Raw genomic sequence first — 21,434 nt, 5'->3', positions numbered from 1 at the left:
CACAATAACAAAAGGGGCATAAGCCATGGCGGCTGACAAACAGAACCTTCAGGACGCGTTTCTCAACCACGTCCGTAAAACCAAGGTTCCGGTCACGATCTTTCTGGTCAACGGGGTGAAACTTCAGGGTGTTATCACCTGGTTCGATAGTTTCTGCGTTCTGCTGCGCCGCGACGGTCAATCCCAGCTTGTCTACAAGAGCGCGATCTCGACGATCATGCCGGCCCAGCCGATCAACCTTTATGATGGCGAAGAGTAATCATGGAAACTGACAGGCCCGCAACGCGGGCCTGGGTGCTCCACCCGGACATCAAAGCCGACCGCAACCGCAGAGCCGCCGGTCCTGCGCTCGAAGAGGCTGTGTCTTTGTCCGCGGCGCTCCCGGAACTCGAGGTGATCGGGTCCGAAATCGTCCCGCTTCCCAAGGTTCAGCCGGGGCATCTCTTTGGATCGGGCAAGATCGAAGAGCTCAAGGCCCGTTTCAAAGAAAACGAAATCGAGCTTGTGTTGGTCGATGGCCATGTCTCGCCCGTTCAACAGCGCAACCTCGAAAAAGACTGGGACGTCAAACTTCTCGATCGCACGGGGCTGATCCTCGAGATTTTCTCGGATCGGGCCCGCACGCGCGAAGGTGTGCTTCAGGTCGAGATGGCGGCGCTTTCCTATCAGCGCACGCGCCTTGTCCGCGCTTGGACCCACCTTGAACGCCAAAGAGGCGGTCTTGGCTTTGTCGGCGGCCCTGGGGAAACCCAGATCGAAGCCGACCGCCGCGCCATCGACGACCAGCTCGTCCGTCTGCGCCGCCAACTTGATAAGGTGGTGCGCACCCGCACACTCCACCGCGCCGCTCGTGCCAAGGTGCCTTTTCCTATCGTTGCGCTTGTCGGCTATACCAACGCGGGCAAATCGACGCTTTTCAACCGTCTGACGGGCGCGGATGTCTTTGCCAAGGACATGCTTTTCGCTACGCTTGATCCGACCATGCGGCGCATCCAGTTGCCCCAAGGCGAAGAAATCATTCTCTCGGACACTGTGGGCTTTATCTCGGATCTTCCGACCGAGCTTGTGGCTGCTTTCCGTGCGACGCTCGAAGAAGTGCTTGATGCCGATCTGATCCTGCATGTGCGGGACATCAGCCACGGCCAAACCGAAGAGCAGGCCAAGGATGTGATGGAAATCCTGAGCAAGATCGGCGTCTCGGATACCGCGCCCATTCTTGAAGTCTGGAACAAGATCGACCGAATGGACGACATGGCGCGCGATGCGATGCTGGTTCAGGCAGGTCGGACCGAAGGGCTCCACGCCATCTCTGCGATCACGGGCGAAGGGATCGAGGATCTTTTGGCCGCTGTGACGGCCAAGCTGCGTCCTGATCGGGTCACTGAAACGATCATCGTGCCCTATAGCGACGGCAAACGGCGCGCTTGGCTTTTCAAAGAGGGCGTGATCGAAACCGAAGAGCAAAAGGAAGACGGGTTCCACATCCGCCTGACTTGGAGCCTCGTGCAAAAGGCCAAGTTCCAAAGCCTTTGAACCCATGCCGTTTCAATGAAAAGCCCCGCTCGATGGCGGGGCTTTTTGTTATTCGGGAAGAAGATGCGTGATACCCACCGCCGCCGCTCGCGCCAGAGCGGGATCAAGCGACATCGGGATATATTCGCCGCGTCGCCACAACTCGCCCTGATCGTCATAATACCGCGAGAGCGGGTGCCCCGATTGCCCAGTCGAGATGATAAAGACCGAACTGTCGGGATCGGCAAAATCATAGACCCCGCGATAGCCCGCAGCATGCACGTTCTGGAAGGGCTGTGCGCCTGTGCCTTTGGTGCGGCCACGCATCATCGTATTGTCGCCCCCCGACGTTGATTGGCGGATGTTCACGAACCAGTTCAAGACGCGTGTCGTCCCGAGAACCGTATGATCCTGGGTCGCCATATGCGCATCGCCCCAGCGCAGGGATTGAAGGTCGGGGCCATAGGTCTCGGATATCCAGACAATCGCATCATCCAATGCGGCACGCGCAATATCGGTGCAGGTTTCCTGCGGTGCCGATTGCACCACATCACACCATGCACTCGCCCCACTGATGTCGCGATAGACACGCTCGATGAAAAGCGGCTCGACATGGGTGAACTCGTCCGCAAGCGGTCCGAGATCGTCACGGATCAAACGGTCCTGCAGCTCGCGCACCCATGCCGCATAGATGAGCGGTTCGGGCTGGTGCTCGTTCATTTCGCCGTTCCATTCGGCAAGCAGCTCCAAAGCGTCCTGACGTTTGCGCTCGATGCTGCCTTCGGCCGCGGCTTCGCCCGTAAACCACAGATCGGCCCCGATCAGTGGAAGGAGAGCACGCGCGGTAAATGAGACGGTATCAAGCTGCGCCTCGATAAAGCTTTCGCGGGTGTGAACCTCGCGGCTTTGCATGAGGCGGCGCCAACGGTTGATGCGCTGGGTGTCGCCCCAGTCATAGGTCACGTGATAGGGAAATTCGCGGTCGATTGTCTTGTTGTTGGTGTTGCCGATGATCCCGCCTTCGGGGTCGAGGTATCGCGGATTGATGTCATAAGGGAAGACACCCTTCCAGCGGTTCTCGGCCAGATATCCATAAGTGGGCAAGCGGCCCTTGCTTTGATGGTTCACGTCGCGCTCGGGCAGGGCGCCCATGGTCTGCATTGCAATCGAATTGCGGTCGGCCAGCATCAGGTTCATCGCTGGGGCGACATAATCCTCTGCCGCCGTGATCGCGCCTTGGACATTGCGCGCTTTCATAATCCCGTAGGCAGCGCTCAGCGATGTGTCGGCGGGATCAAGTGCGGTCCAGTTGACCGAAGTCACATGCAAAGCAGGGCGGATCGTGCCGAGATCGTATTGATCGGGAGGGAGCACAGGCCCGTTTTCCGTCCAAAGAAGGTCGATGGTCAGGGCAGGTGCATCCTTGATGGCGACAATGCTTTCACGCCGCTCGAAATCCTTCCAGCCGCTCGGCGTACGGTATTGGTTGGGGTTATCGGGGTTCAATTCCTCGAGATAGACATCGAGATCATCGACATAGGCCGACGTGATGCCCCAGCCGACGTTGCTGCTCCGTCCCGAAAGGATGAACGGCACACCCGGGATCGTCGCCCCGATCACGCCGCCAGTTTCGATCTCGAGCCGCGCCAGATACCAGACCGACGGCGCGGTGAGCTTGAGATGCGGGTCATTGGCGAGGATCGTCGATCCCGTGGCGGAGCGGGTCGGTCCGGCGACAAACGCATTCGATGCCCCAGCAAGCGCAAAGCTCGACACAGGCGACAGAGGATCGTCGGGCTGCCGTGTGTTTGCAGCATATTTTGGGACATCGCGCACAAGTTCGGCATATTGGGGCAGCGCGGCGATCCCTTCACCCGGCGCATCGGGGAGAATGTCCTGAACGCGGTCCGCAGGCAGCATGAGCGACGTGCGCGCGCGCAGCACTTCGGCCGAGATTTGCCCGTTGAGGTCAAGCGCCATGAGCTTGATGATCGCGATAGAGTCGGCTGGTTGCCACGGCGCAATCGGATGATTGAAGAGCCACATTTCAGGCGCACCGCGACCCAATGCGCCCTTGTTCACTTCGCCCAGCCACGCATTGACGCCAGCGGCATAAGCTTCGAGTGCGGCGCGTGTTTCTGCGTCCTGTGCGTCAACCGAAGACACGGCAAGGTTATAAAGATCGAACCGACGTAGAAGTGTGTCGATCTTGACCGTCCGCTCGCCAAAAAGTTCGGACAGACGCCCTTGGACCGTGCGCCGCAAAAGCGTCATCTGCCAAAGCCTGTCCTGTGCATGGGCATATCCCATGCCGAAAAAGACGTCGGCGTCGGTATCGCCGAAAATATGCGGAACGTTGGAGTTGTCGCGCACGATCTCGACAGGTGCGGAAATGCCCGCCACCGTGGTTTCGGCGTTGAATTCCGGAAGAGACCGCGAGGCAAAATAATAAGCCAGTAGAAACAGTGCGACCGCAAGAAGGACAAGTGCAGAGCTTATCCGCATGAGCCAGCGAAAGATAAATGCCATCTGTTAAAGTATCTCCCAAGGACTACTTTACCCTCTAAGCGGGTCTGGTTACGACTGGCTAAACGATAGTTAAAAAGAAAGCGAGGGGGGAACCCATGGCAAAAGTAGCGTTTCTGGGTCTTGGAGTGATGGGATACCCGATGGCAGGCCACTTGGCGGCCAAAGGGCACGAGGTGACGGTCTATAATCGCACCACTTCCAAAGCAGAGGCATGGGCCAAGCAGCACGGCGGCGCATTTGCGGCGACTCCGTCAGAGGCCGCCAAAGGGGCCGAGATCGTCTTTTCCTGTGTCGGAAACGATGATGATCTTCGCTCGGTCTGTCTTGGCAAGGAGGGTGCCTTTGCGACGATGGCCAAAGGCACGATCTTTGTCGATCACACCACCGTTTCTGCGAAAGTCACCCGCGAGCTTTTCGAAGCTGCGGCAGAACAAGGTGTTGCCTTTGTCGACGCACCGATCTCGGGCGGTCAGGCGGGGGCCGAGAACGGCGTCCTCTCGGTGATGTGCGGCGGCGAGCAAGAGGCATTCGACCGCGCTGCACCTGTAATCGACGCCTATGCCAAAATCTGCCGTCTCCAAGGTCCGAGCGGCGCGGGTCAGCTTACCAAGATGTGCAACCAGATCGCCATTGCGGGTCTGGTTCAGGGCCTCGCCGAAGCGCTGCATTTCGCGGACAAGGCGGGACTTGACGGCGAAAAGGTGATCGAAGTGATCAGTCAGGGCGCGGCAGGAAGCTGGCAGATGTCGAACCGCTACAAGACGATGCTTGCCGATCATTACACCCACGGCTTTGCGGTGGACTGGATGCGCAAGGATCTCGGGATTTGTCTCGATGCCGCCGATGAAACGGGGGCAAGCCTTCCCGTCACGGCTTTGGTGGACCAGTTCTACAAAGACGTGCAAAAACTGGGCGGCGGGCGCTGGGATACCTCGTCGCTCCTCAAGCGGCTCCAATCGCTGGGCTGACTCCTCCAAGAGCTCCAATAAAAAAGGCGGCCTCTCGGGCCGCCTTTTCTTTATTTCTCGGGGATAAGGCCCCTTGGGCTGAACCGCAGCACCAGAAGCAAGACGACGCCCATCGTCAAAAGCCGCATATGCGCCGCCGTTTCCAAAAGATGCGCCTTGAGCGGCGAGCCGTCTTCCATGCCCATGGTGATCACGCCAAGCGCCCATTGGCCAATCGGCTCCACCTGAACCCAGAGCCACCAGATGAGGAACCCACCGAGGATCGCACCGAAGTTGTTGCCCGAGCCGCCGACGATCACCATCACCCAGATGAGGAAGGTAAAACGCAGCGGACTATAGGTGGTCGGCGTAAGTTGACCATCAAGCGTGGTCATCATCGCACCGCCAATCCCGATGATAGCAGCCCCCAGAACGAAAATCTGGAGATGGCGACGGGTGACGTCCTTGCCCATGGCTTCTGCTGCGGTTTCATTGTCGCGGATCGCCCGCATCATACGGCCCCAAGGGCTGTTGAGCGAAAGCTGCATCATGACGAGCACGATGATCAAAACCACCGTGAACATGAGCGAATAGCCGAGCTTTACATACAGCGACGAGGCGGTTACCGGATCAAGCCCGAAGCCCGCCGCGCTCTCTACGAACGACGCCGACTGCTGAAGGTCGATCTCATTGGGCATGGGACGAGGAAGGCCAATGACGTTCTTGACGCCGCGGGCCAGCCAGTCTTCGTTTTTCATGACGGCAAGGATGATCTCGGCGATGCCGAGCGTCGCAATGGCAAGGTAATCCGATCGCAAACCTAGAGCCGTTTTGCCGATGACCCACGCCGCACCCGCAGCAAGCAGGCCGCCCACGGGCCAAGCCAGAAGCACAGGAAGACCAAGTCCGCCCAAGTGACCCGCAAGCGCCGAGTTGATCGCCTCGACACGGCCGACCGCAGGATCAAGAACCGCGCGGAACACCACAAAGCCGATCACCAGAATGGCGGCGATGACGATGCTGCGCGTGCGCGAAGGCTTGAACCGTTTGAAGGCAAGGATCGCCGCGACAATCGTCGCAGCCCCAAGAACCAGCGCAAGGATGATCCCCATGCCGCCGGCCTTCCAGCCTTCGGTTTCGGGCGCGGTCGCGGTCAGAACAACCGCAAGGCCGCCAAGCGCAACGAAACCCATGACGCCGACGTTAAAGAGACCCGCAAAGCCCCATTGAAGGTTCACGCCAAGCGCCATCACCGCGCTGATCAGCGCATAGTTCAAAATGGTGAGCGAGTTGGTCCAGCTTCCTGAAAAGATCCAGAAATCCGTCGCGCCTTCCAACAGGAAGAGAAGCGCGACAGCAGCAAAGAGAAGAGGGGTTCGAATGGACTGGCTCATACCGATTGTCCCTTGAACAGGCCGGTGGGCTTGAAGATCAGCACAAGAACAAGGATCCCGAAGCTCACGGCGAATTTGTAATCAGTGGAGAGAAGCTGGGCGAGCCCATCGGGCTGAAGCGCCTCGGGGAGCACATAGCCTGCCACTTTTTTCCATGCATAGGTCACGACCACTTCCGAAAACGCGATCAGGAACCCGCCCGCAATCGCGCCGAGCGGATTGCCGAGACCGCCGACGATGGCCGCAGCAAAGATCGGGAGCAGAAGCTGGAAATAGGTGAACGGACGGAAGGCTTTGTCGAGACCATAGAGCACGCCCGCAATGGTCGCGAGACCCGCAACGATGATCCATGTGACCATGACGACGCGCTGCGGATCAATGCCCGAAAGAAGCGCAAGATCTTCGTTGTCGGAAAAGGCCCGCATGGATTTGCCCGTGCGCGTCTTGTTCAGGAACCAGAAAAGCGCAGCCACGACGATGATCGCCACAACAATGGTGAGCGCTTGGGTCGTGCGCAGAGCAAGCCCCTCGGCAAGTCCGGTCCAGTCCTTGAAGTCTTTGGCCGAGATCAGGAACCGCTGACCGTCGTCGAACTGTTGGTCGCCGACACCGATGATGAAACGCACAAGGCCGTTCATCACGAGCATGACGCCGAGCGAAACCATGGCAAGCACGGTCGGAACCGCCTTTTTCTCACGGTAGAATTTGAACACAACGCGGTCGGTGCCAAGGAGCAGGAGCGCGGTGAACGCAATCCCGAGCGGCAAAGCGAGGAGGGCGGTCGGCAGCGGCCCAAGGCTGATGCCCCAGCTTTGAAAGAGCCACGTAAAGAGAATGGTGACCATGGTCCCAAAGGCCATCGTGTCCCCATGTGCAAAGTTGGAAAAGCGCAGGATGCCGTAGACGAGCGTCACCCCGAGCGCGCCGATGGCAAGCTGTGCGCCATAAGCGGCACCCGGGATCAGAACGTAGTTGGCGAGCGCAACGATGGCGTTAAGAATGTCCATCTCTTACCCTCCGAGGAAGCTGCGGCGCACTTCGGGATCGGCCAGCAACTCTTTGCCCGTGCCGGTATGGGCATTCGCCCCCTGCACAAGAACATAGGCGCGGTCCGCAATCTCGAGGGCCTGTTTTGCGTTTTGTTCGACCATAAGGATCGGAATGCCGGTGCGGCTCACTTCGATGATCCGGTCGAAAAGCTCGTCCATCACCACAGGCGAAACGCCCGCTGTCGGCTCGTCGAGCATGAGAACCTTGGGTTTGGTCATCAAGGCGCGGCCCACGGCCACCTGTTGGCGCTGACCGCCGGAAAGCTCGCCCGCCGCCTGATATCGCTTGTCACGCAGGATCGGGAAAAGATCATAGACCTGTTCCATCGTCTCGCGGAAATCGTCCGTGCGGATAAAGGCGCCCATCTCGAGGTTCTCTTCCACAGTCATCGACGGGAAGATGTTGCGCACCTGAGGCACGAACCCCATGCCCTTGAGCACGCGCTCTTGCGGCGAAAGAGCGGTGATATCCTCGCCATCGAGACGCACAGCGCCGCTGCGCACGTTGAGCATGCCGAAGATGGCTTTCATCGCGGTGGATTTGCCTGCGCCGTTGGGGCCGACAATGACCGCAATCTCACCGGGGTTCACTGCAATCGTGCAGCCATGGAGAATATCCGGACCGCGGCCATAGCCGCCCGTCATGACGTCTCCGATCAGGAAGGGTTCGCTCATCCGCCCACCTTTTCTTTGTTCTTGAGGCCCGTGCCGAGATAGGCTTCGATAACCTGCTCGTTGGCTTTGATTTCGGCCAATGTGCCTTCGGCGAGTTTCTTGCCCTCGGCCATACAGATCACAGGGCCACAGATTTTACCGATAAAATCCATGTCGTGTTCGATCACGACAAAGGTATAGCCGCGCTCTTTGTTGAGCTGGAGGATCGCGTCGCCGATGGTCATCAGAAGGGTGCGGTTCACACCTGCACCCACTTCGTCGAGGAACACGATCTTGGCGTCCACCATCATCGTGCGACCAAGCTCGAGGAGCTTTTTCTGACCGCCGGAGAGATTGCCCGCCCGTTCATCAGCAAGATGGGTAATAGTCAGGAATTCGAGCACTTCGTCAGCCTTGGCCCGTAGTGCGCGTTCCTCGTCGGCGATCCGCTTGCGGCCGAACCATGTGTTCCAGAGCGTCTCGCCCGATTGTCCTGCGGGAACCATCATGAGGTTCTCGCGGCAGGTCATCGAGCTGAACTCATGCGCGATCTGGAAGGTCCGAAGAAGACCCTTGCCGAACAGTTCATGCGGCGGAAGCCCTGTAATATCCTCGCCATCCATGAGAACGCGGCCCGAAGTCGGTTTAAGAACACCGGCGATCACATTGAAAAGCGTTGTTTTTCCAGCACCGTTAGGGCCAATCAAACCTGTGATCGAACCTTTTTCGATCTCGAGGCTGGCCCCATCGACGGCGCGAAAGCCGCCAAAGTGTTTATGAAGGTCTTCTACGACGATCATCTTGTCATCCCCATACGCGGTTGATCCGCGCTTTTAAAAAGAACGGCGCGGGAATAACCCGCGCCGTCCATCAGATCAGCGGAAATCCGATTAACGGTATTCCACAGTTTCCATGTTGCCTTCTTTGAAGGTCACGACGCGGTAGGAACCGGCAGCTTCGCCGCCGTTCACAAGCTCTACACCGGTTGCGCCGACGAGGTCGACATCACCGCCAGAAGCGAGGATTTCCAGAGCCTTGCCAAGTTCGCCCGGCATGATCGGTTCACCCGGAGCGTTTGCAACGCCTTCGATGAAGTCCTTGTAGACAGCCGGATCAGAGGTGCCGGCAGCCTGCATCGCAAGAAGGATCAGAGCAGCAGCGTCATAGGATTCAGCGGCATAGGTGCCCTGACCGTTGAACGCATCGCCAGCCAGCTCGACAAAGGTCGCATAGCCGGGGTTGTCCGAACCCGGAGCCTGACCGAACGAGCCGTCGATTTCAGCGCCGAAGGTTGCGGGAAGCGCGTCGCCGATCATACCATCGGGGAAGTGGAAGGTGTCGAATGCGCCTGCGTCGATCGCAGCGCGAACGATATCGCCGCCGCCCTGATCAACGTAGCCGGCAACGACAAGACGCTCGCCGCCTGCCGAAGCAAGAGCTGCGACTTCTGCCGAGTAGTCACCTTTGCCGACTTCGTGAGCGGCCGAGATGGTCACAGTGCCGCCGATGGCTTCGAAAGCTGCCTGGAAGCTGTCGGCAAGACCCTTGCCGTAGTCCGAGTTGATGTAGGAAATCGCAACCGAACCAACGCCCTGTTCCTTGAGCAGGTCAGCCATCACAACGCCCTGACGCGCATCCGACGGTGCTGTGCGGAAGAAGAGACCGTTGTCTTCGGCGGTCGAAAGACCCGGCGAAGTGGCCGAAGGCGAAACCATCACCACGCCGTTCGGAAGAGCAGCGTTTGCAAGGATCGCACCGGTTACGCCCGAACAGTCGGCGCCCATGATGCCCTTGACGCCTTCACCGGTGATGAGGCGCTCGGCAGCGGTGGTCGCAGCAGCAGCGTCGACACAGGTCGAGTCGGCACGGATCGGGGTTACGGTCGAACCATCCAGCAGTTTGCCCGAAGCCGAAACTTCTGCCATGGCGAGTTCAGCGCCTGCAGCCATATCGGGGGTCAGCGATTCAATCGGACCCGTGAAGCCGAGGATGACACCGATCTTGATGTCTTCGGCAGTCGCTGCGCCTGCCATGAGGGCGGTCGCTGCGGTCGCGAGAAGTAGTTTCTTCATTTGTATTTCTCCCAGTCGGATGAAGATATCCGCGACGAAGTTAGTGCGCGGTTTGGTGAAAGAAAAGATTGAACTCTCTTTTGCGCCAGTCGATTTGCCTGATTTTTCATATTTTGCAGGCGAAATGATCAGCTTAACGTTACGGCACAGTCAGAGGTTTCGTGCCGCCGCGGCTTTGGCGGCACGATATCCGCTTATTCCTCGAACTCGTCGTCCTTGCTCGCGTGGCTTCCGCGCTCGCGATAAGGCGTCGTGTTGTAATGCGCGCGATAGCATTTGGAGAAATGCGACGGTGACGCGAAACCGCAGGCGAGGGCGACGTTGATCACGCTCATATCGGTCTGCATCAAGAGGTTCCGCGCTTTTTGCAAGCGAAGCTCCATGTAATAGCGCTTGGGGCTGCGGATGAGGTATTTGCGGAACAAACGCTCGAGCTGGCGTGTCGACATGCCCACGTCTTTGGCAAGAATCGCAGGGCTTATCGGCTCTTCGATGTTCTTTTCCATCATCTGGATGACACGGCTGAGCTTGGGGTGGCGCACACCGATACGGGTCGGGATCGAAAGCCGCTGGGTGTCTTGGTCGGTTCTGATTGACGAATAGATCAGCTGGTCCGCCACCGCATTGGCAAGATCTTCACCATGTTCATCGGCGATCAATTTGATGAAGAGGTCGATAGACGAGGTGCCGCCCGCAGTCGTCAGACGGTTTCCGTCCACCACGAATACCGATTTGGTCAGGTTAACGTCCTCGAATTCCTCGATAAAGCTGTCCTGATTCTCCCAGTGGATCGTGGCCTTCTTTCCGTCGAGAAGCCCCGCTTTGGCCAAGCTGTAGGACGCGGTGCAAAGCCCGCCGATCTTGCCGCCCTTGCGCGCTTCGCGGCGCAGCCAACCGACAAGCTTTTTGGTGGTGGCAGTCTGAACGTCGATCCCGCCGCAGATCACAATGACATCCTCGCGCTGGACTTCGGGAAGCTCACCGTCCAGACGGAATTCGGCCCCGTTGGAACAGGTAACGTGCCCTGCAGTTTCGCCGCAAAGCTTCCAGTCATAGAGCTTCTTGCCGGACATGCGGTTGGCGATCCGAAGACATTCGACGGCGCAGGAAAACGACAACATCGTAAATCGGTCGAGCAAGATGAAGTAAAAGCGTTTCGCTTTGGCGGGCGCTTTGACCTCGACTATCTGCGGTTCGATTTCCATGCACGAGACTCACTTGAAAAACTGGATGCGCAAAGAGCGAAACACTGTTTGCACGCAAACGGCAAGGGGTGTCGTTTTCGGGCTATTCTTAATTTTTTCGGGAATACAATTAACCAAACTGAACATTGGTCTTCAAATTAAACCCGTTTTATAGGATCAAACGGTGCCGCGATAGCGGTATCACTTTATGTTTTTATGATGACGGAGCAAGACAATGACCGAGTGGCAAAAATCTGACTGGCGCGCCAAGCCCCGGGTTCAGATGCCCGAGTATACGGACGAGGCAAAGCTGAACGCTGTAGAAGCGAAGCTTGCAAGCTATCCGCCCTTGGTCTTTGCAGGCGAGGCGCGTAACCTCAAATCCAAGCTGGCCGCCGTTTCGCGCGGCGAGGCCTTCCTTCTTCAGGGGGGCGACTGCGCCGAGAGCTTTGCCGAATTCAGTGCCGACAATATCCGTGACACCTTCAAGGTGATGCTCCAGATGGCCATGGTTCTGACCTATGGCGCAAAGGTGCCCGTCGTCAAAGTCGGCCGCATGGCAGGCCAGATGGCCAAGCCGCGCTCGGCCCCGACCGAAGTGATCGACGGCGTCGAGCTTCCCAGCTATCGCGGTGATATCGTCAACGGCTTCGACTTCACCCCCGAGGCCCGCATCCCCGATGCCGACCGTATGCTTCAGGCCTATACCCAAGCCGCAGCGACGCTGAACCTTCTTCGCGCCTTCTCGACCGGCGGCTATGCCGATCTGCACAAGGTGCACTCGTGGACGCTCGGCTTTACTGCGTCCCCTGAGGCAGAGAAATATCGCGAGCTGGCAAACCGCATCAGCGACACGCTCGACTTTATGGAGGCCGCTGGCATCCGCGCCGAAGCTGCACACGCGATGCAGACTGTGGACTTCTTCACCAGCCACGAAGCGCTCCTTCTTGAATACGAAGAGGCGCTGTGCCGTCTCGACTCGACTTCGGGCAACTGGCTTGCAGGGTCGGGGCACATGATCTGGATCGGCGACCGCACCCGTCAGCCCGACGGCGCACATGTCGAATTCTGCAAAGGCGTCCAGAACCCCATCGGTCTCAAGTGCGGACCGTCGATGACCTCGGGACACCTCAAGTCGCTTATGGCATCGCTCAACCCCAAGAACGAAGCGGGTCGTCTCACGCTGATCGCGCGTTTCGGCGCTGGTAATGTGGGCGAGCATCTGCCGCGCCTCATCAAAGCCGTTCAGGAAGAGGGCGCCAACGTTGTCTGGACCTGCGATCCGATGCACGGCAACACGATCAAGTCCTCGACGGGTTACAAAACCCGTCCGTTCGACAGCGTGCTGCGCGAAGTGCGCGAATTCTTTGCCGTTCACAACGCCGAAGGCTCGATCCCCGGCGGCGTTCACTTCGAAATGACGGGTAAGGACGTGACCGAATGCACAGGCGGCGTGCGCGCTGTGACGGATGAAGATCTGAGCGATCGTTACCACACCGCTTGCGATCCGCGTCTCAACGCATCGCAGTCGCTGGAGCTTGCCTTCCTTGTGGCAGAGGAGCTGTCCGCGCGCCGTTCCAGCATGATGGCCGCCGCTTCCGCCTAAGCGTTGTTCACAACCAATCGAAGGGCCGGCCTCTGGGTCGGCCTTTTGTTTTGCAGGGCCTCGTCGACAGGAACGATGCGCAAGGGTTGCTCGGGATCAAAGGCCAGCAGTCCGTCGGCTGTTCCGAAGGACACACCGCACAGGGCCCGCGTCGGGGCCCCGAAGCGATCTTCAAGCGGCAAAAGAAGCAACTCGCCCCCCATGGTAAGCGGAGCCGACACCAAGGCAGGTCGTGCAAAGGCCTCGGCGGTCAGCTCTTGGAGCCTCGGCGCCGCCTCGGGCGCAAAGAGAGCGCCGAGCGTCATTCCGCGCGTGTCGAAGTCAAAACGGCTCGCAACCTTTTGTCCTGCAACACGAATCCTCGCTATGCCCGAACAGACCTCTTCAAGGATCATCGAGTAGGGAAGCGCTTGGTCGATGTCGCGGGGATCGACTTGAGTGCGCGCAGGAAGCCGCCGCGAGACCGCAAGCGCTCTCCAATAGGTTTCAAGCGTCATAAGGACTTTGGCGTCCTGAATGTCCTCGGTCGGATGGGGTGTCATCGGCATGGCGCAATCCCTTAACTCTTTCTTCACACTTAAATCGCGTCCTGCATCGATACGACTAATAAAGTGTTAAGGGGTTAACGTATGGCAACCCGGGTTGCCCAAACACGGCGTTTGCGGCTAGGTGGGCATGACGAAAAAAGTGGAGCGGCCGCATGCACTCGATGACAGGATTTTCAAGCATTTCAGGCGCTTTGGGACGCACCTCGTGGGTCTGGGAGATCCGCAGCGTCAACGGGCGCGGGCTGGATCTTCGTTTGCGTCTTCCCGACAGCATCGACGGACTGGAAATTCTGGTGCGCAAAAGGCTGAGCGAAACCCTGTCGCGCGGGAATCTCTCGGTGAACCTGCGTCTAAGCCAAGGCGAGGGCGATGCGGGCTTTCGGGTCGACGAAACCGCGATGATCGCCGTTTTGAAAGCGCTTGATCAAGTGCAGGAACGGGCCTTTGAAATGGGCGTCACCTTGGCCCAGCCGACCGCTGCTGATGTCCTCTCGCAGCGCGGCGTCCTTGTCATGGCAGCGGAACAAGAGGAACCCGAAGCGCTCAAAGCCGCTGTGCTGGCCGATTTCGAAACCGCGCTTGCGGCCTTTGTCGAGATGCGCGCCGCCGAAGGCAAACAGCTTGCGAGCGTTATTCTCGGCCAGCTTTCGCAGATCGAGACATGTGTTCAGGCCGCAAGTGACGAGCTTGCGGCGCGTTCTGCCGAACATATCGCCGCGCTTCGCAAATCGCTTGCCTCTGTGCGAGAGGCCCTTGGGGATGTGGACGAGACGCGCGTCGCCCAAGAAATCGCTCTGCTGGCCGTAAAGGCGGATGTGACGGAAGAGCTCGACCGATTGCGCGCCCATATCAATGCGGCGCGTGATCTTGTGGCAAGCAATGCCGCTTCGGGACGCAAGCTTGACTTTCTCGCGCAGGAATTCAACCGCGAGGCAAATACGCTCTGCTCCAAGTCACAGGCCAAGGGTCTGACCGCGATCGGGCTTGACCTCAAGGCGGTCATCGACCAGATGCGCGAGCAAATCCAGAATGTGGAGTAAATGATGTCCCAAGTGCAGAACCGTCGCGGCCTTTTGATTATCGTCTCGTCGCCCTCGGGCGCAGGGAAATCGACCCTGACCACGCGTCTGAGAAAATGGGACCCCTCGATCCGTTTTTCCGTCTCGGCGACCACGCGCGCGCCGCGTCCGGGGGAAGAGGACGGTCGCGAGTACTATTTCCGCACCCGAGAGGCTTTTGAAGAGATGGTGTCGAAAGGCGAGATGCTGGAACACGCCGAAGTCTTCGGCAATTTCTACGGCACCCCGCGCGGCCCCGTAGAAGCCGCGATGCTTGCGGGCAACGACACGCTCTTCGACATCGACTGGCAGGGCGGCCAACAGATCAGAAACTCCAGCCTCGGCAAAGACGTCATCTCGATCTTTATCCTGCCGCCTTCGATGGTCGAGCTGGAGCACCGTCTGCGCTCGCGCGGGCAGGACAGCGACGAGGTGATCAACGGGCGCATGTCCAAGAGCCTTGCCGAAGTGAGCCATTGGGCCGAATATGACTATGTGCTTGTCAACGACGACCTTGACCGCTGCGAAGAGGAACTGCGCACCATCCTGAGCGCCGAGCGGCTCCGCCGCGAGCGCCAGCCGCATCTGACCGACTTCGTGCGCCGTCTGAACAAAGAATACGAGGGGAAATGATGCTTTACGAATTCGAAGGCCATCGCCCAGAGATCGCCGAGGACGCATGGGTTGCCCCTGGTGCGCATCTCATCGGCAAGGTGACGCTCGCGTCCAAAGCCTCGGTCTGGTTCGGCTGCACCCTGCGCGGCGACAATGAAATGCTGACCATCGGTGAAGGCAGCAACGTGCAGGAAAACTGCGTCTTTCACACGGACATGGGCTTTCCCTTGACCATCGGGCGCAATGTCACCATCGGGCACAAAGCCATGCTCCATGGCTGCACCATTGGCGACAATTCCCTGATCGGCATGGGCGCCATGGTGATGAACGGCGCTGTGGTCGGTAAGAACTGTCTGATCGGGGCAGGGGCCATGATCACCGAAGGCAAAGTGATCCCCGACGGTTTTCTCGTCATGGGGGCACCGGGCAAAGTGGTGCGCGCCCTTGACGCGGAAACCATCGCCAAGCTCGAGAAATCGGCCCTGAGCTATCAAAGGAACGCCGAGCGTTTCCGCAACGGGCTTATTCCGCTCGAATAGAAACTGTCACATTTCCATAACTTAGCCTTGCCATAAAGGCGGGAAACCTTGGGCGCTTGCCGTCCAAGGGTTTGTCGTTCTATGAAAGGATCGGTTTATGGAACTCGAGCTCGCCCGCATGATCATTCACGGTATTCCCCACGCTGCGATCCTGATCGAGCGCCCGCATCGGGTCACAGCCGCCAATGCCGCAGCGCTCGAACTCTTGGGGCAGAATGTGGTGGGGAGCCATTTCTACACTGCATTGCGCCAGCCTTCGGTCATCGAAGCCGTCGATAATTCGCTCAAAGACGGTGAACCGCGCGAGGCACATTACGTGGTGCGCGGGCAGGGGTCGGATCACAACTATCTCATTTATGTGCGGGGAATCGGTGAAAAGGCCGCGGACGGTGTCCTTTTGACGTTCGAGGATCTTTCCCCGCTTGCCAGCGCAGGTGAAATGCGTCGCCAGTTTGTCGCCAACCTGAGCCACGAGCTGCGCACACCTCTGACCGCAATGGTCGGCTTTATCGAAACGCTGCGCGGTCCGGCCAAGGATGATGCAAAAGCGCGGGACCGCTTTCTCGGGATCATGGAGCGAGAGGCAGGCCGTATGACCAAGCTCGTCGACGATCTTCTGTCACTGTCGCGCGTCGAGGAAAACGAGCGCAGACGCCCCAAGGAACCCGTCGATCTGGTCGCCCTTGTGCGTTCCGTTGCGCAAAACCTCTCTCCCATGGCCGAGCGGGCCGATGTCGAATTGCGGCTCCATCTTCCGAACGACGAGCGCATTGTTCCTGCGGATGCAGATCAGCTCAGACAAGTTCTGAGCAATCTGATCGAGAACGCGATCAAATACGGCGGCAATGCAAAACCCGTAGATATCCGACTCGACGGCCCTGCGATTCATCCATTGTTACAAACAGAGGGAATCGTCCTCTCGGTGCAGGATTATGGCGAGGGGATCGAAGGCCACCATATCCCGAGATTGACCGAAAGGTTCTATCGTGTGGATTCCCACCGCTCGCGCGAGGTTGGGGGCACGGGACTTGGACTTGCCATTGTAAAACATATCGTTAGCCGTCATCGCGGCCGCTTCAGGATCACCAGTGAGGTCGGCAAGGGGTCGATCTTCAAAGTGATTTTGCCGAGCGCTTAACGAAAAAAGTGCGGTGTCATAAAACTCTTACATAACTGTCACAAAAGGTTCCTCAACGCGGCCTAAACGGGCCACATCGAAGGACGCGAGAGGCGCCTTCGCAAGTTGATAGACAGGAGTTTTACATGTCGCTCTTCAAACTGACCGCATCGTCGCTGGCGATCGCTGCCGTTACCGCCACTGCTGCCGCTGCCCGTGACAACGTTCAGGTTGCTGGTTCTTCCACCGTTCTTCCTTATGCTTCGATCGTTGCAGAAGCGTTCGGCGAAAACTTCGACTTCGCTACTCCGGTTGTTGAATCGGGTGGTTCCTCGGCAGGTCTCAAGCGCTTTTGTGAAGGCGTAGGCGAGAACACCATCGATATCGCCAATGCATCGCGCAAAATCAAAGACTCCGAAATTGCTGCTTGTGCCGAAGCTGGCGTCACCGACATCGTCGAAGTGCGCATCGGCTATGACGGTATCGTTTTCGCATCCGACATCAACGGCAACTCGTTCGCCTTTACCCCTGCCGATTGGTACAACGCGCTTGCAGCCGAGCTCCCCGTCGATGGCGCAATGGTTGCTAACCCGAACACCAACTGGTCGCAGGTCAACGCAAACCTCGCCGATCAGCCGATCATGGCCTTTATCCCCGGCACCAAGCACGGCACCCGTGAAGTGTTCGAAGAAAAAGTGATCCTTCAGGGCTGTGAAGACTCGGGCGCAATGGAAGCCATCCTCCAGATCAACGGCGGCGACGAAGATGCAGCCGAAGGCGCTTGCATGGCGATCCGCACCGATGGTCTCTCGGTCGACATCGACGGCGATTACACCGAAACCCTTGCCCGCATCGAAGCCGACAACAACGGCATCGGCGTGTTCGGTCTGTCCTTCTACGAGAACAACACCGACAAGCTTCAGGTTGCGACCATCAACGACGTTGTGCCTTCGGTCGAAAGCATCTCGACGGGGGATTACCCTGTCTCGCGTCCGCTCTACTTCTACATCAAAGCGGCACACCTTGACGTCATCCCCGGTCTTCAGGAATTCGCCGACTTCTTCGTCTCGGACGATATGGCCGGCCCCGATGGCCCGCTTGCCGAATACGGCCTTGTTTCGGACCCCGAACTTGCCGCGACCCAAGAAGCTGTCGCAAACCGCGCAGTTATGGGTCAATAAGACCGACGAATCTGGTAGAGAGGGATTGTCCCTCTCTGCCAACTCACGCCACGAGGATTTCGCGTGCTGCCTTTAACACCGACACTTATCGCAACCCTGTTCCTCACCGGCGCGGGGTATTTTGTTGCCAAGGGCAAGGCCAACCGCTTGACGGGACGGCTTGCATCTCTGCCGCATCAATATGGTCTCAATGCCGCGCTTTCGGCTCTTTTGCCGGGCTTCGGTCTTATGGTCCTGTGGCTTCTCGCGGATCGGATCGCGGCGCGCTTTGACAGCGCTCTGTTCCAACCCCAGAACGCGAACCTTTTCCCGATTGCCGTTTCGGTCGTCGCAGGTCTTTTCGTCGGTGTTGCGATCAACAACGTGAAACCCGACTACAATGCCCGCACCGCCTCCGAACGCTGGATCCGTGGCGCTTTGATCACCGCGTCAAGTATCGCTATTCTGACCACGGTCGGGATCGTCTTTTCGATGCTGCGCGAAAGCTTTGCCTTCTTCGGGCAGTATGACGCGACCAAGTTCTTTTTCTCTGCAGAATGGTCCCCGAACTTCCGCGGCGACTCTGCTTTGGGTATTCTCCCGCTCCTTTGGGGCACGCTTTATATCTCTTTCATCGCATTGGTCTTTTCCGTGCCGATCGGGCTCTTTGCCGCGATCTATCTTTCGGAATACGCAGGCCCCAAGGCCCGCGCCATCGTGAAACCCGCGATCGAGGTTCTCGCCGGTATTCCGACCATCGTTTATGGTCTTTTTGCTCTGATCACAGTGGGCCCGCTGTTGCGCGATGCAATTGCCTCGCCGCTTGGATTTGGCGACAGCGCCTCCTCTGTCATGACCGCGGGCCTTGTCATGGGCATCATGCTCATTCCCTTTGTCAGCTCGCTTTCGGATGACATCATCACAGCCGTGCCCCAGTCGCTCCGCGACGGCTCGCTCGGGCTTGGTGCGACCAAATCCGAAACGATCCGTCAAGTGGTGCTTCCTGCCGCGCTTCCCGGTGTGGTCGGTGCGATCCTTCTTGCCGCGTCACGCGCCATCGGCGAAACGATGATCGTTGTGCTCGGGGCAGGGGCGGCCGCCCGCCTTTCGATGAACCCCTTCGAAGCCATGACGACCGTGACCGTGAAAATCGTAAGCCAGCTGACGGGTGACACCGATTTCAATAGCCCCGAAACGCTGGTCGCCTTTGCGCTCGGCATGACGCTCTTTGTTCTCACGCTCGGGCTTAACGTCTTTGCGCTCTTTATCGTGCGCAAATATCAGGAGCAGTACGAATGACCGACCAGACCCAAAACCTCGGCCGCTCGCTGCTCGAGACCGATGCCCGCACCCGCAAGCGCAACGCCGCCGAAGCCCGCTTCAAGGCCTATGGCGTGGCCGCTATCGCCGTGGCTTTGCTTGCCCTTGTGGTGCTCCTCACCTCGGTGATCTTCAATGGTTCCAGTGCCTTCAAGCAGACCTATTTCGAACTCGACATCGAATTGCCCGAAGCCAAACTCGACAAATCGGGAACCCGCGATCTCGAGGTCATGAAAAAGGTCACGACCATCGGGTATGCTCCCGTTCTGACCGCAGCACTCGAGAGCGCGATCGAAAAGGCAGGGATCGAGACCACACTCGACAAAAAGGCCATCGGAGGTCTTATTTCCAAAGAAGCCGCCGCAACGGTCCGCAATGCCGTTCTCGCCAACCCCGAGATCGTCGGCACCACCCAGTCTTTCAGTATCCTCGCCGAAGGGCGCATCGACGGCTATTTCAAAGGGCGGGTCACCCTTGAAAGTGCCGCCCTCGACGGCAACACTTCGCCCGAGGCGCTTATGCTCGCACAGGCTCTGGCGGACGCGGGCTATGCGGAAACCAAGTTCAACTGGGCCTTTCTCACCGCGCCCGATGCCTCCGACCAACGCCCCGAAGCCGCTGGCCTTGGCGTCGCGATCCTCGGCTCGGCCTATATGATGATCGTTGTTCTGGTGCTTGCGCTTCCCATCGGGGTTGCCGCTTCCGTCTATCTCGAAGAATTCGCGCCGAAAAACCGCTGGACCGACCTCATCGAAGTGAACATCTCGAACCTTGCCGCCGTGCCTTCTATCGTGTTCGGGATCCTCGGCCTTGCGATCTTCATCAACTTTGCCCAGCTCAACCAATCCTCGCCGCTTGTTGGGGGGCTTGTACTGACGCTGATGACGCTGCCGACGATCATCATCTCGACCCGTGCCGCGCTCAAGGCGGTGCCGCCCTCGATCCGTGATGCCGCGCTTGGGGTAGGGGCCTCGAAGATGCAGTCGGTGTTCCACCATGTGCTTCCCTTGGCCGCTCCGGGCATTCTCACGGGCACGATCATCGGTCTGGCCCAAGCGCTTGGTGAAACCGCGCCGCTCCTTCTCATCGGGATGGTTGCCTTTGTGCGCGATTACCCAGCCGCCTATACGCCCGAAGCAGGTCTCTTTGGCGAGGCATCGACCGCACTGCCTGTGCAGGTCTTTAACTGGACCCAGCGCGCCGACCCCGGTTTTGTGGAACGCGCCTCGGGTGCTATCATAACGCTCCTTGTGTTCCTTCTGATCATGAACACCATCGCGATTTATCTACGCCGCCGTTTCGAGCGTCGTTGGTAAGGAGGACACGGAAATGAACGACATGCGACTAATGGAAAGAGCCGTCGATATGAACGAAACGAAAATCGCAGCCAAAGGCGTGCAGGTCTATTACGGCGCCACCCATGCCATCAAGGACGTGTCGATCGACCTTCCTGCGCGCACCGTCACCGCCTTTATCGGCCCTTCGGGATGCGGCAAGTCGACGTTCCTGCGCTGTCTCAACCGGATGAACGACACAATCGACATCTGCCGCGTCGAGGGTGACATCCGTCTCGACGGCGAAGACATCTACGACAAGCGCGTTGATCCTGTGCAGCTCCGCGCCAAGGTGGGGATGGTGTTCCAGAAGCCGAACCCGTTCCCCAAATCGATCTATGACAACGTGGCCTATGGTCCGCGCATCCACGGTCTTGCCAAATCCAAGTCCGATCTCGACGAGATCGTCGAACGCGCCCTGCGCCGTGGTGCGATCTGGGACGAGGTCAAGGATCGCCTTCACGCTCCCGGCACAGGTCTCTCTGGCGGACAGCAACAGCGTCTGTGCATCGCCCGCGCGGTGGCCACAGAGCCCGAAGTGCTCTTGATGGACGAGCCGTGCTCGGCGCTTGACCCGATTGCGACCGCTCAGGTCGAAGAACTGATCGACGAGCTACGCGCGCAATACTCGGTCGTCATCGTGACCCACTCCATGCAGCAAGCCGCCCGCGTGAGCCAGAAAACCGCGTTTTTCCATCTCGGCCATCTCGTCGAATTCGGCGAAACGGGCCAGATTTTCACCAATCCCCGCGATCCGCGCACCGAGAGCTATATCTCGGGCCGCATCGGTTAAGGT

At 58.7% G+C, this 21,434-nt stretch carries 20 protein-coding genes; 12 read left to right on the top strand and 8 right to left on the bottom strand.

The annotated features are described in order from the left end of the window. Positions 1 to 25 precede the first annotated feature (25 nt). Together hfq and hflX are read left to right on the top strand one after the other, a co-directional pair. On the top strand, positions 26 to 259 hold the full coding sequence (gene hfq, locus QQG91_RS06695) for an RNA chaperone Hfq (RefSeq protein WP_129681028.1): 234 nt from the start codon (positions 26 to 28) through the stop codon (positions 257 to 259). A gap of 2 nt (positions 260 to 261) precedes the next feature. Beyond that, positions 262 to 1,533, top strand: coding sequence for a GTPase HflX (gene hflX, locus QQG91_RS06690; protein ID WP_285772191.1), 1,272 nt, complete (start codon positions 262 to 264; stop codon positions 1,531 to 1,533). Positions 1,534 to 1,581: 48 nt separating this feature from the next. On the opposite strand, the gene QQG91_RS06685 is transcribed toward hflX, so the two are convergent. Beyond that, positions 1,582 to 4,041 carry a penicillin acylase family protein gene (locus QQG91_RS06685; RefSeq protein WP_285772190.1) on the bottom strand — a complete coding sequence of 820 codons (2,460 nt, stop codon included), beginning with the start codon at positions 4,039 to 4,041 and terminating at the stop codon, positions 1,582 to 1,584. A 65-nt stretch (positions 4,042 to 4,106) separates the two neighbouring features. Here QQG91_RS06685 and QQG91_RS06680 point away from each other — a divergent pair, with 65 nt between their 5' ends. Continuing rightward, positions 4,107 to 5,009 carry an NAD(P)-dependent oxidoreductase gene (locus tag QQG91_RS06680; protein WP_285772326.1) on the top strand — a complete coding sequence of 301 codons (903 nt, stop codon included), beginning with the start codon at positions 4,107 to 4,109 and terminating at the stop codon, positions 5,007 to 5,009. Positions 5,010 to 5,059: 50 nt separating this feature from the next. Here QQG91_RS06680 and QQG91_RS06675 read toward each other — a convergent pair whose 3' ends face one another. The 6 genes from QQG91_RS06675 to QQG91_RS06650 form a co-directional block, all read right to left on the bottom strand. Next, positions 5,060 to 6,382, bottom strand: a complete 1,323-nt coding sequence (locus tag QQG91_RS06675; RefSeq protein ID WP_285772189.1) for a branched-chain amino acid ABC transporter permease — start codon at positions 6,380 to 6,382, stop codon at positions 5,060 to 5,062. Continuing rightward, positions 6,379 to 7,389 carry a branched-chain amino acid ABC transporter permease gene (locus QQG91_RS06670; RefSeq protein WP_285772188.1) on the bottom strand — a complete coding sequence of 337 codons (1,011 nt, stop codon included), beginning with the start codon at positions 7,387 to 7,389 and terminating at the stop codon, positions 6,379 to 6,381. Before QQG91_RS06670 ends, QQG91_RS06675 begins: the two co-directional genes overlap by 4 nt. A 3-nt stretch (positions 7,390 to 7,392) precedes the next feature. After that, positions 7,393 to 8,106, bottom strand: coding sequence for an ABC transporter ATP-binding protein (locus tag QQG91_RS06665; RefSeq protein ID WP_285772187.1), 714 nt, complete (start codon positions 8,104 to 8,106; stop codon positions 7,393 to 7,395). Further along, positions 8,103 to 8,885: an ABC transporter ATP-binding protein gene (locus tag QQG91_RS06660; RefSeq protein WP_285772186.1), complete on the bottom strand. Its 783-nt coding sequence runs from the start codon at positions 8,883 to 8,885 to the stop codon at positions 8,103 to 8,105. The genes QQG91_RS06665 and QQG91_RS06660 overlap by 4 nt, the downstream gene beginning before the upstream one ends. A 90-nt stretch (positions 8,886 to 8,975) precedes the next feature. Next, on the bottom strand, positions 8,976 to 10,157 hold the full coding sequence (locus tag QQG91_RS06655; RefSeq protein WP_285772185.1) for an ABC transporter substrate-binding protein: 1,182 nt from the start codon (positions 10,155 to 10,157) through the stop codon (positions 8,976 to 8,978). Positions 10,158 to 10,351: 194 nt separating this feature from the next. Next, the gene (locus tag QQG91_RS06650) at positions 10,352 to 11,362 is read right to left on the bottom strand and encodes a GlxA family transcriptional regulator (protein ID WP_285772184.1); all 1,011 of its coding nucleotides are present in this window, start codon (positions 11,360 to 11,362) and stop codon (positions 10,352 to 10,354) included. A 214-nt stretch (positions 11,363 to 11,576) separates the two neighbouring features. Here QQG91_RS06650 and QQG91_RS06645 point away from each other — a divergent pair, with 214 nt between their 5' ends. Next, positions 11,577 to 12,947: a class II 3-deoxy-7-phosphoheptulonate synthase gene (locus QQG91_RS06645; RefSeq protein ID WP_285772183.1), complete on the top strand. Its 1,371-nt coding sequence runs from the start codon at positions 11,577 to 11,579 to the stop codon at positions 12,945 to 12,947. Here the strand turns inward: QQG91_RS06645 and QQG91_RS06640 are convergent. Beyond that, positions 12,944 to 13,495, bottom strand: coding sequence for a PAS domain-containing protein (locus tag QQG91_RS06640; protein WP_285772182.1), 552 nt, complete (start codon positions 13,493 to 13,495; stop codon positions 12,944 to 12,946). The genes QQG91_RS06645 and QQG91_RS06640 overlap by 4 nt on opposite strands. 161 nt (positions 13,496 to 13,656) lie before the next feature. Here QQG91_RS06640 and QQG91_RS06635 point away from each other — a divergent pair, with 161 nt between their 5' ends. The 8 genes from QQG91_RS06635 (at position 13,657) to pstB (ending at position 21,431) form a co-directional block, all read left to right on the top strand. Further along, entirely contained in the window at positions 13,657 to 14,535 is an 879-nt protein-coding gene (locus tag QQG91_RS06635; protein ID WP_285772181.1) for a YicC/YloC family endoribonuclease, read from the top strand. Continuing rightward, entirely contained in the window at positions 14,536 to 15,186 is a 651-nt protein-coding gene (gene gmk, locus QQG91_RS06630) for a guanylate kinase (RefSeq protein WP_285772180.1), read from the top strand. It begins immediately after the preceding gene. After that, on the top strand, positions 15,183 to 15,707 hold the full coding sequence (locus QQG91_RS06625; RefSeq protein WP_285772179.1) for a gamma carbonic anhydrase family protein: 525 nt from the start codon (positions 15,183 to 15,185) through the stop codon (positions 15,705 to 15,707). Before gmk ends, QQG91_RS06625 begins: the two co-directional genes overlap by 4 nt. 97 nt (positions 15,708 to 15,804) lie before the next feature. Continuing rightward, positions 15,805 to 16,845: a sensor histidine kinase gene (locus QQG91_RS06620; protein WP_285772178.1), complete on the top strand. Its 1,041-nt coding sequence runs from the start codon at positions 15,805 to 15,807 to the stop codon at positions 16,843 to 16,845. A 125-nt stretch (positions 16,846 to 16,970) separates the two neighbouring features. Further along, complete coding sequence (locus QQG91_RS06615; RefSeq protein WP_285772177.1) at positions 16,971 to 18,005, top strand: substrate-binding domain-containing protein; 1,035 nt, start codon at positions 16,971 to 16,973, stop codon at positions 18,003 to 18,005. Positions 18,006 to 18,071: 66 nt separating this feature from the next. Further along, the gene (gene pstC, locus QQG91_RS06610; protein WP_502881598.1) at positions 18,072 to 19,283 is read left to right on the top strand and encodes a phosphate ABC transporter permease subunit PstC; all 1,212 of its coding nucleotides are present in this window, start codon (positions 18,072 to 18,074) and stop codon (positions 19,281 to 19,283) included. Further along, positions 19,280 to 20,620: a phosphate ABC transporter permease PstA gene (pstA, locus tag QQG91_RS06605; protein WP_285772176.1), complete on the top strand. Its 1,341-nt coding sequence runs from the start codon at positions 19,280 to 19,282 to the stop codon at positions 20,618 to 20,620. The genes pstC and pstA overlap by 4 nt, the downstream gene beginning before the upstream one ends. Before the next feature lie 13 nt (positions 20,621 to 20,633). After that, on the top strand, positions 20,634 to 21,431 hold the full coding sequence (gene pstB, locus QQG91_RS06600) for a phosphate ABC transporter ATP-binding protein PstB (protein ID WP_285772175.1): 798 nt from the start codon (positions 20,634 to 20,636) through the stop codon (positions 21,429 to 21,431). The last annotated feature ends 3 nt before the right edge of the window (positions 21,432 to 21,434 follow it).

It is taken from the genome of Marivivens sp. LCG002 (assembly GCF_030264275.1).
GTDB lineage: Bacteria > Pseudomonadota > Alphaproteobacteria > Rhodobacterales > Rhodobacteraceae > Marivivens.
Note: the sequence above shows the minus strand (reverse complement) of the source record. Positions and strands in the feature narration are given on the sequence as shown.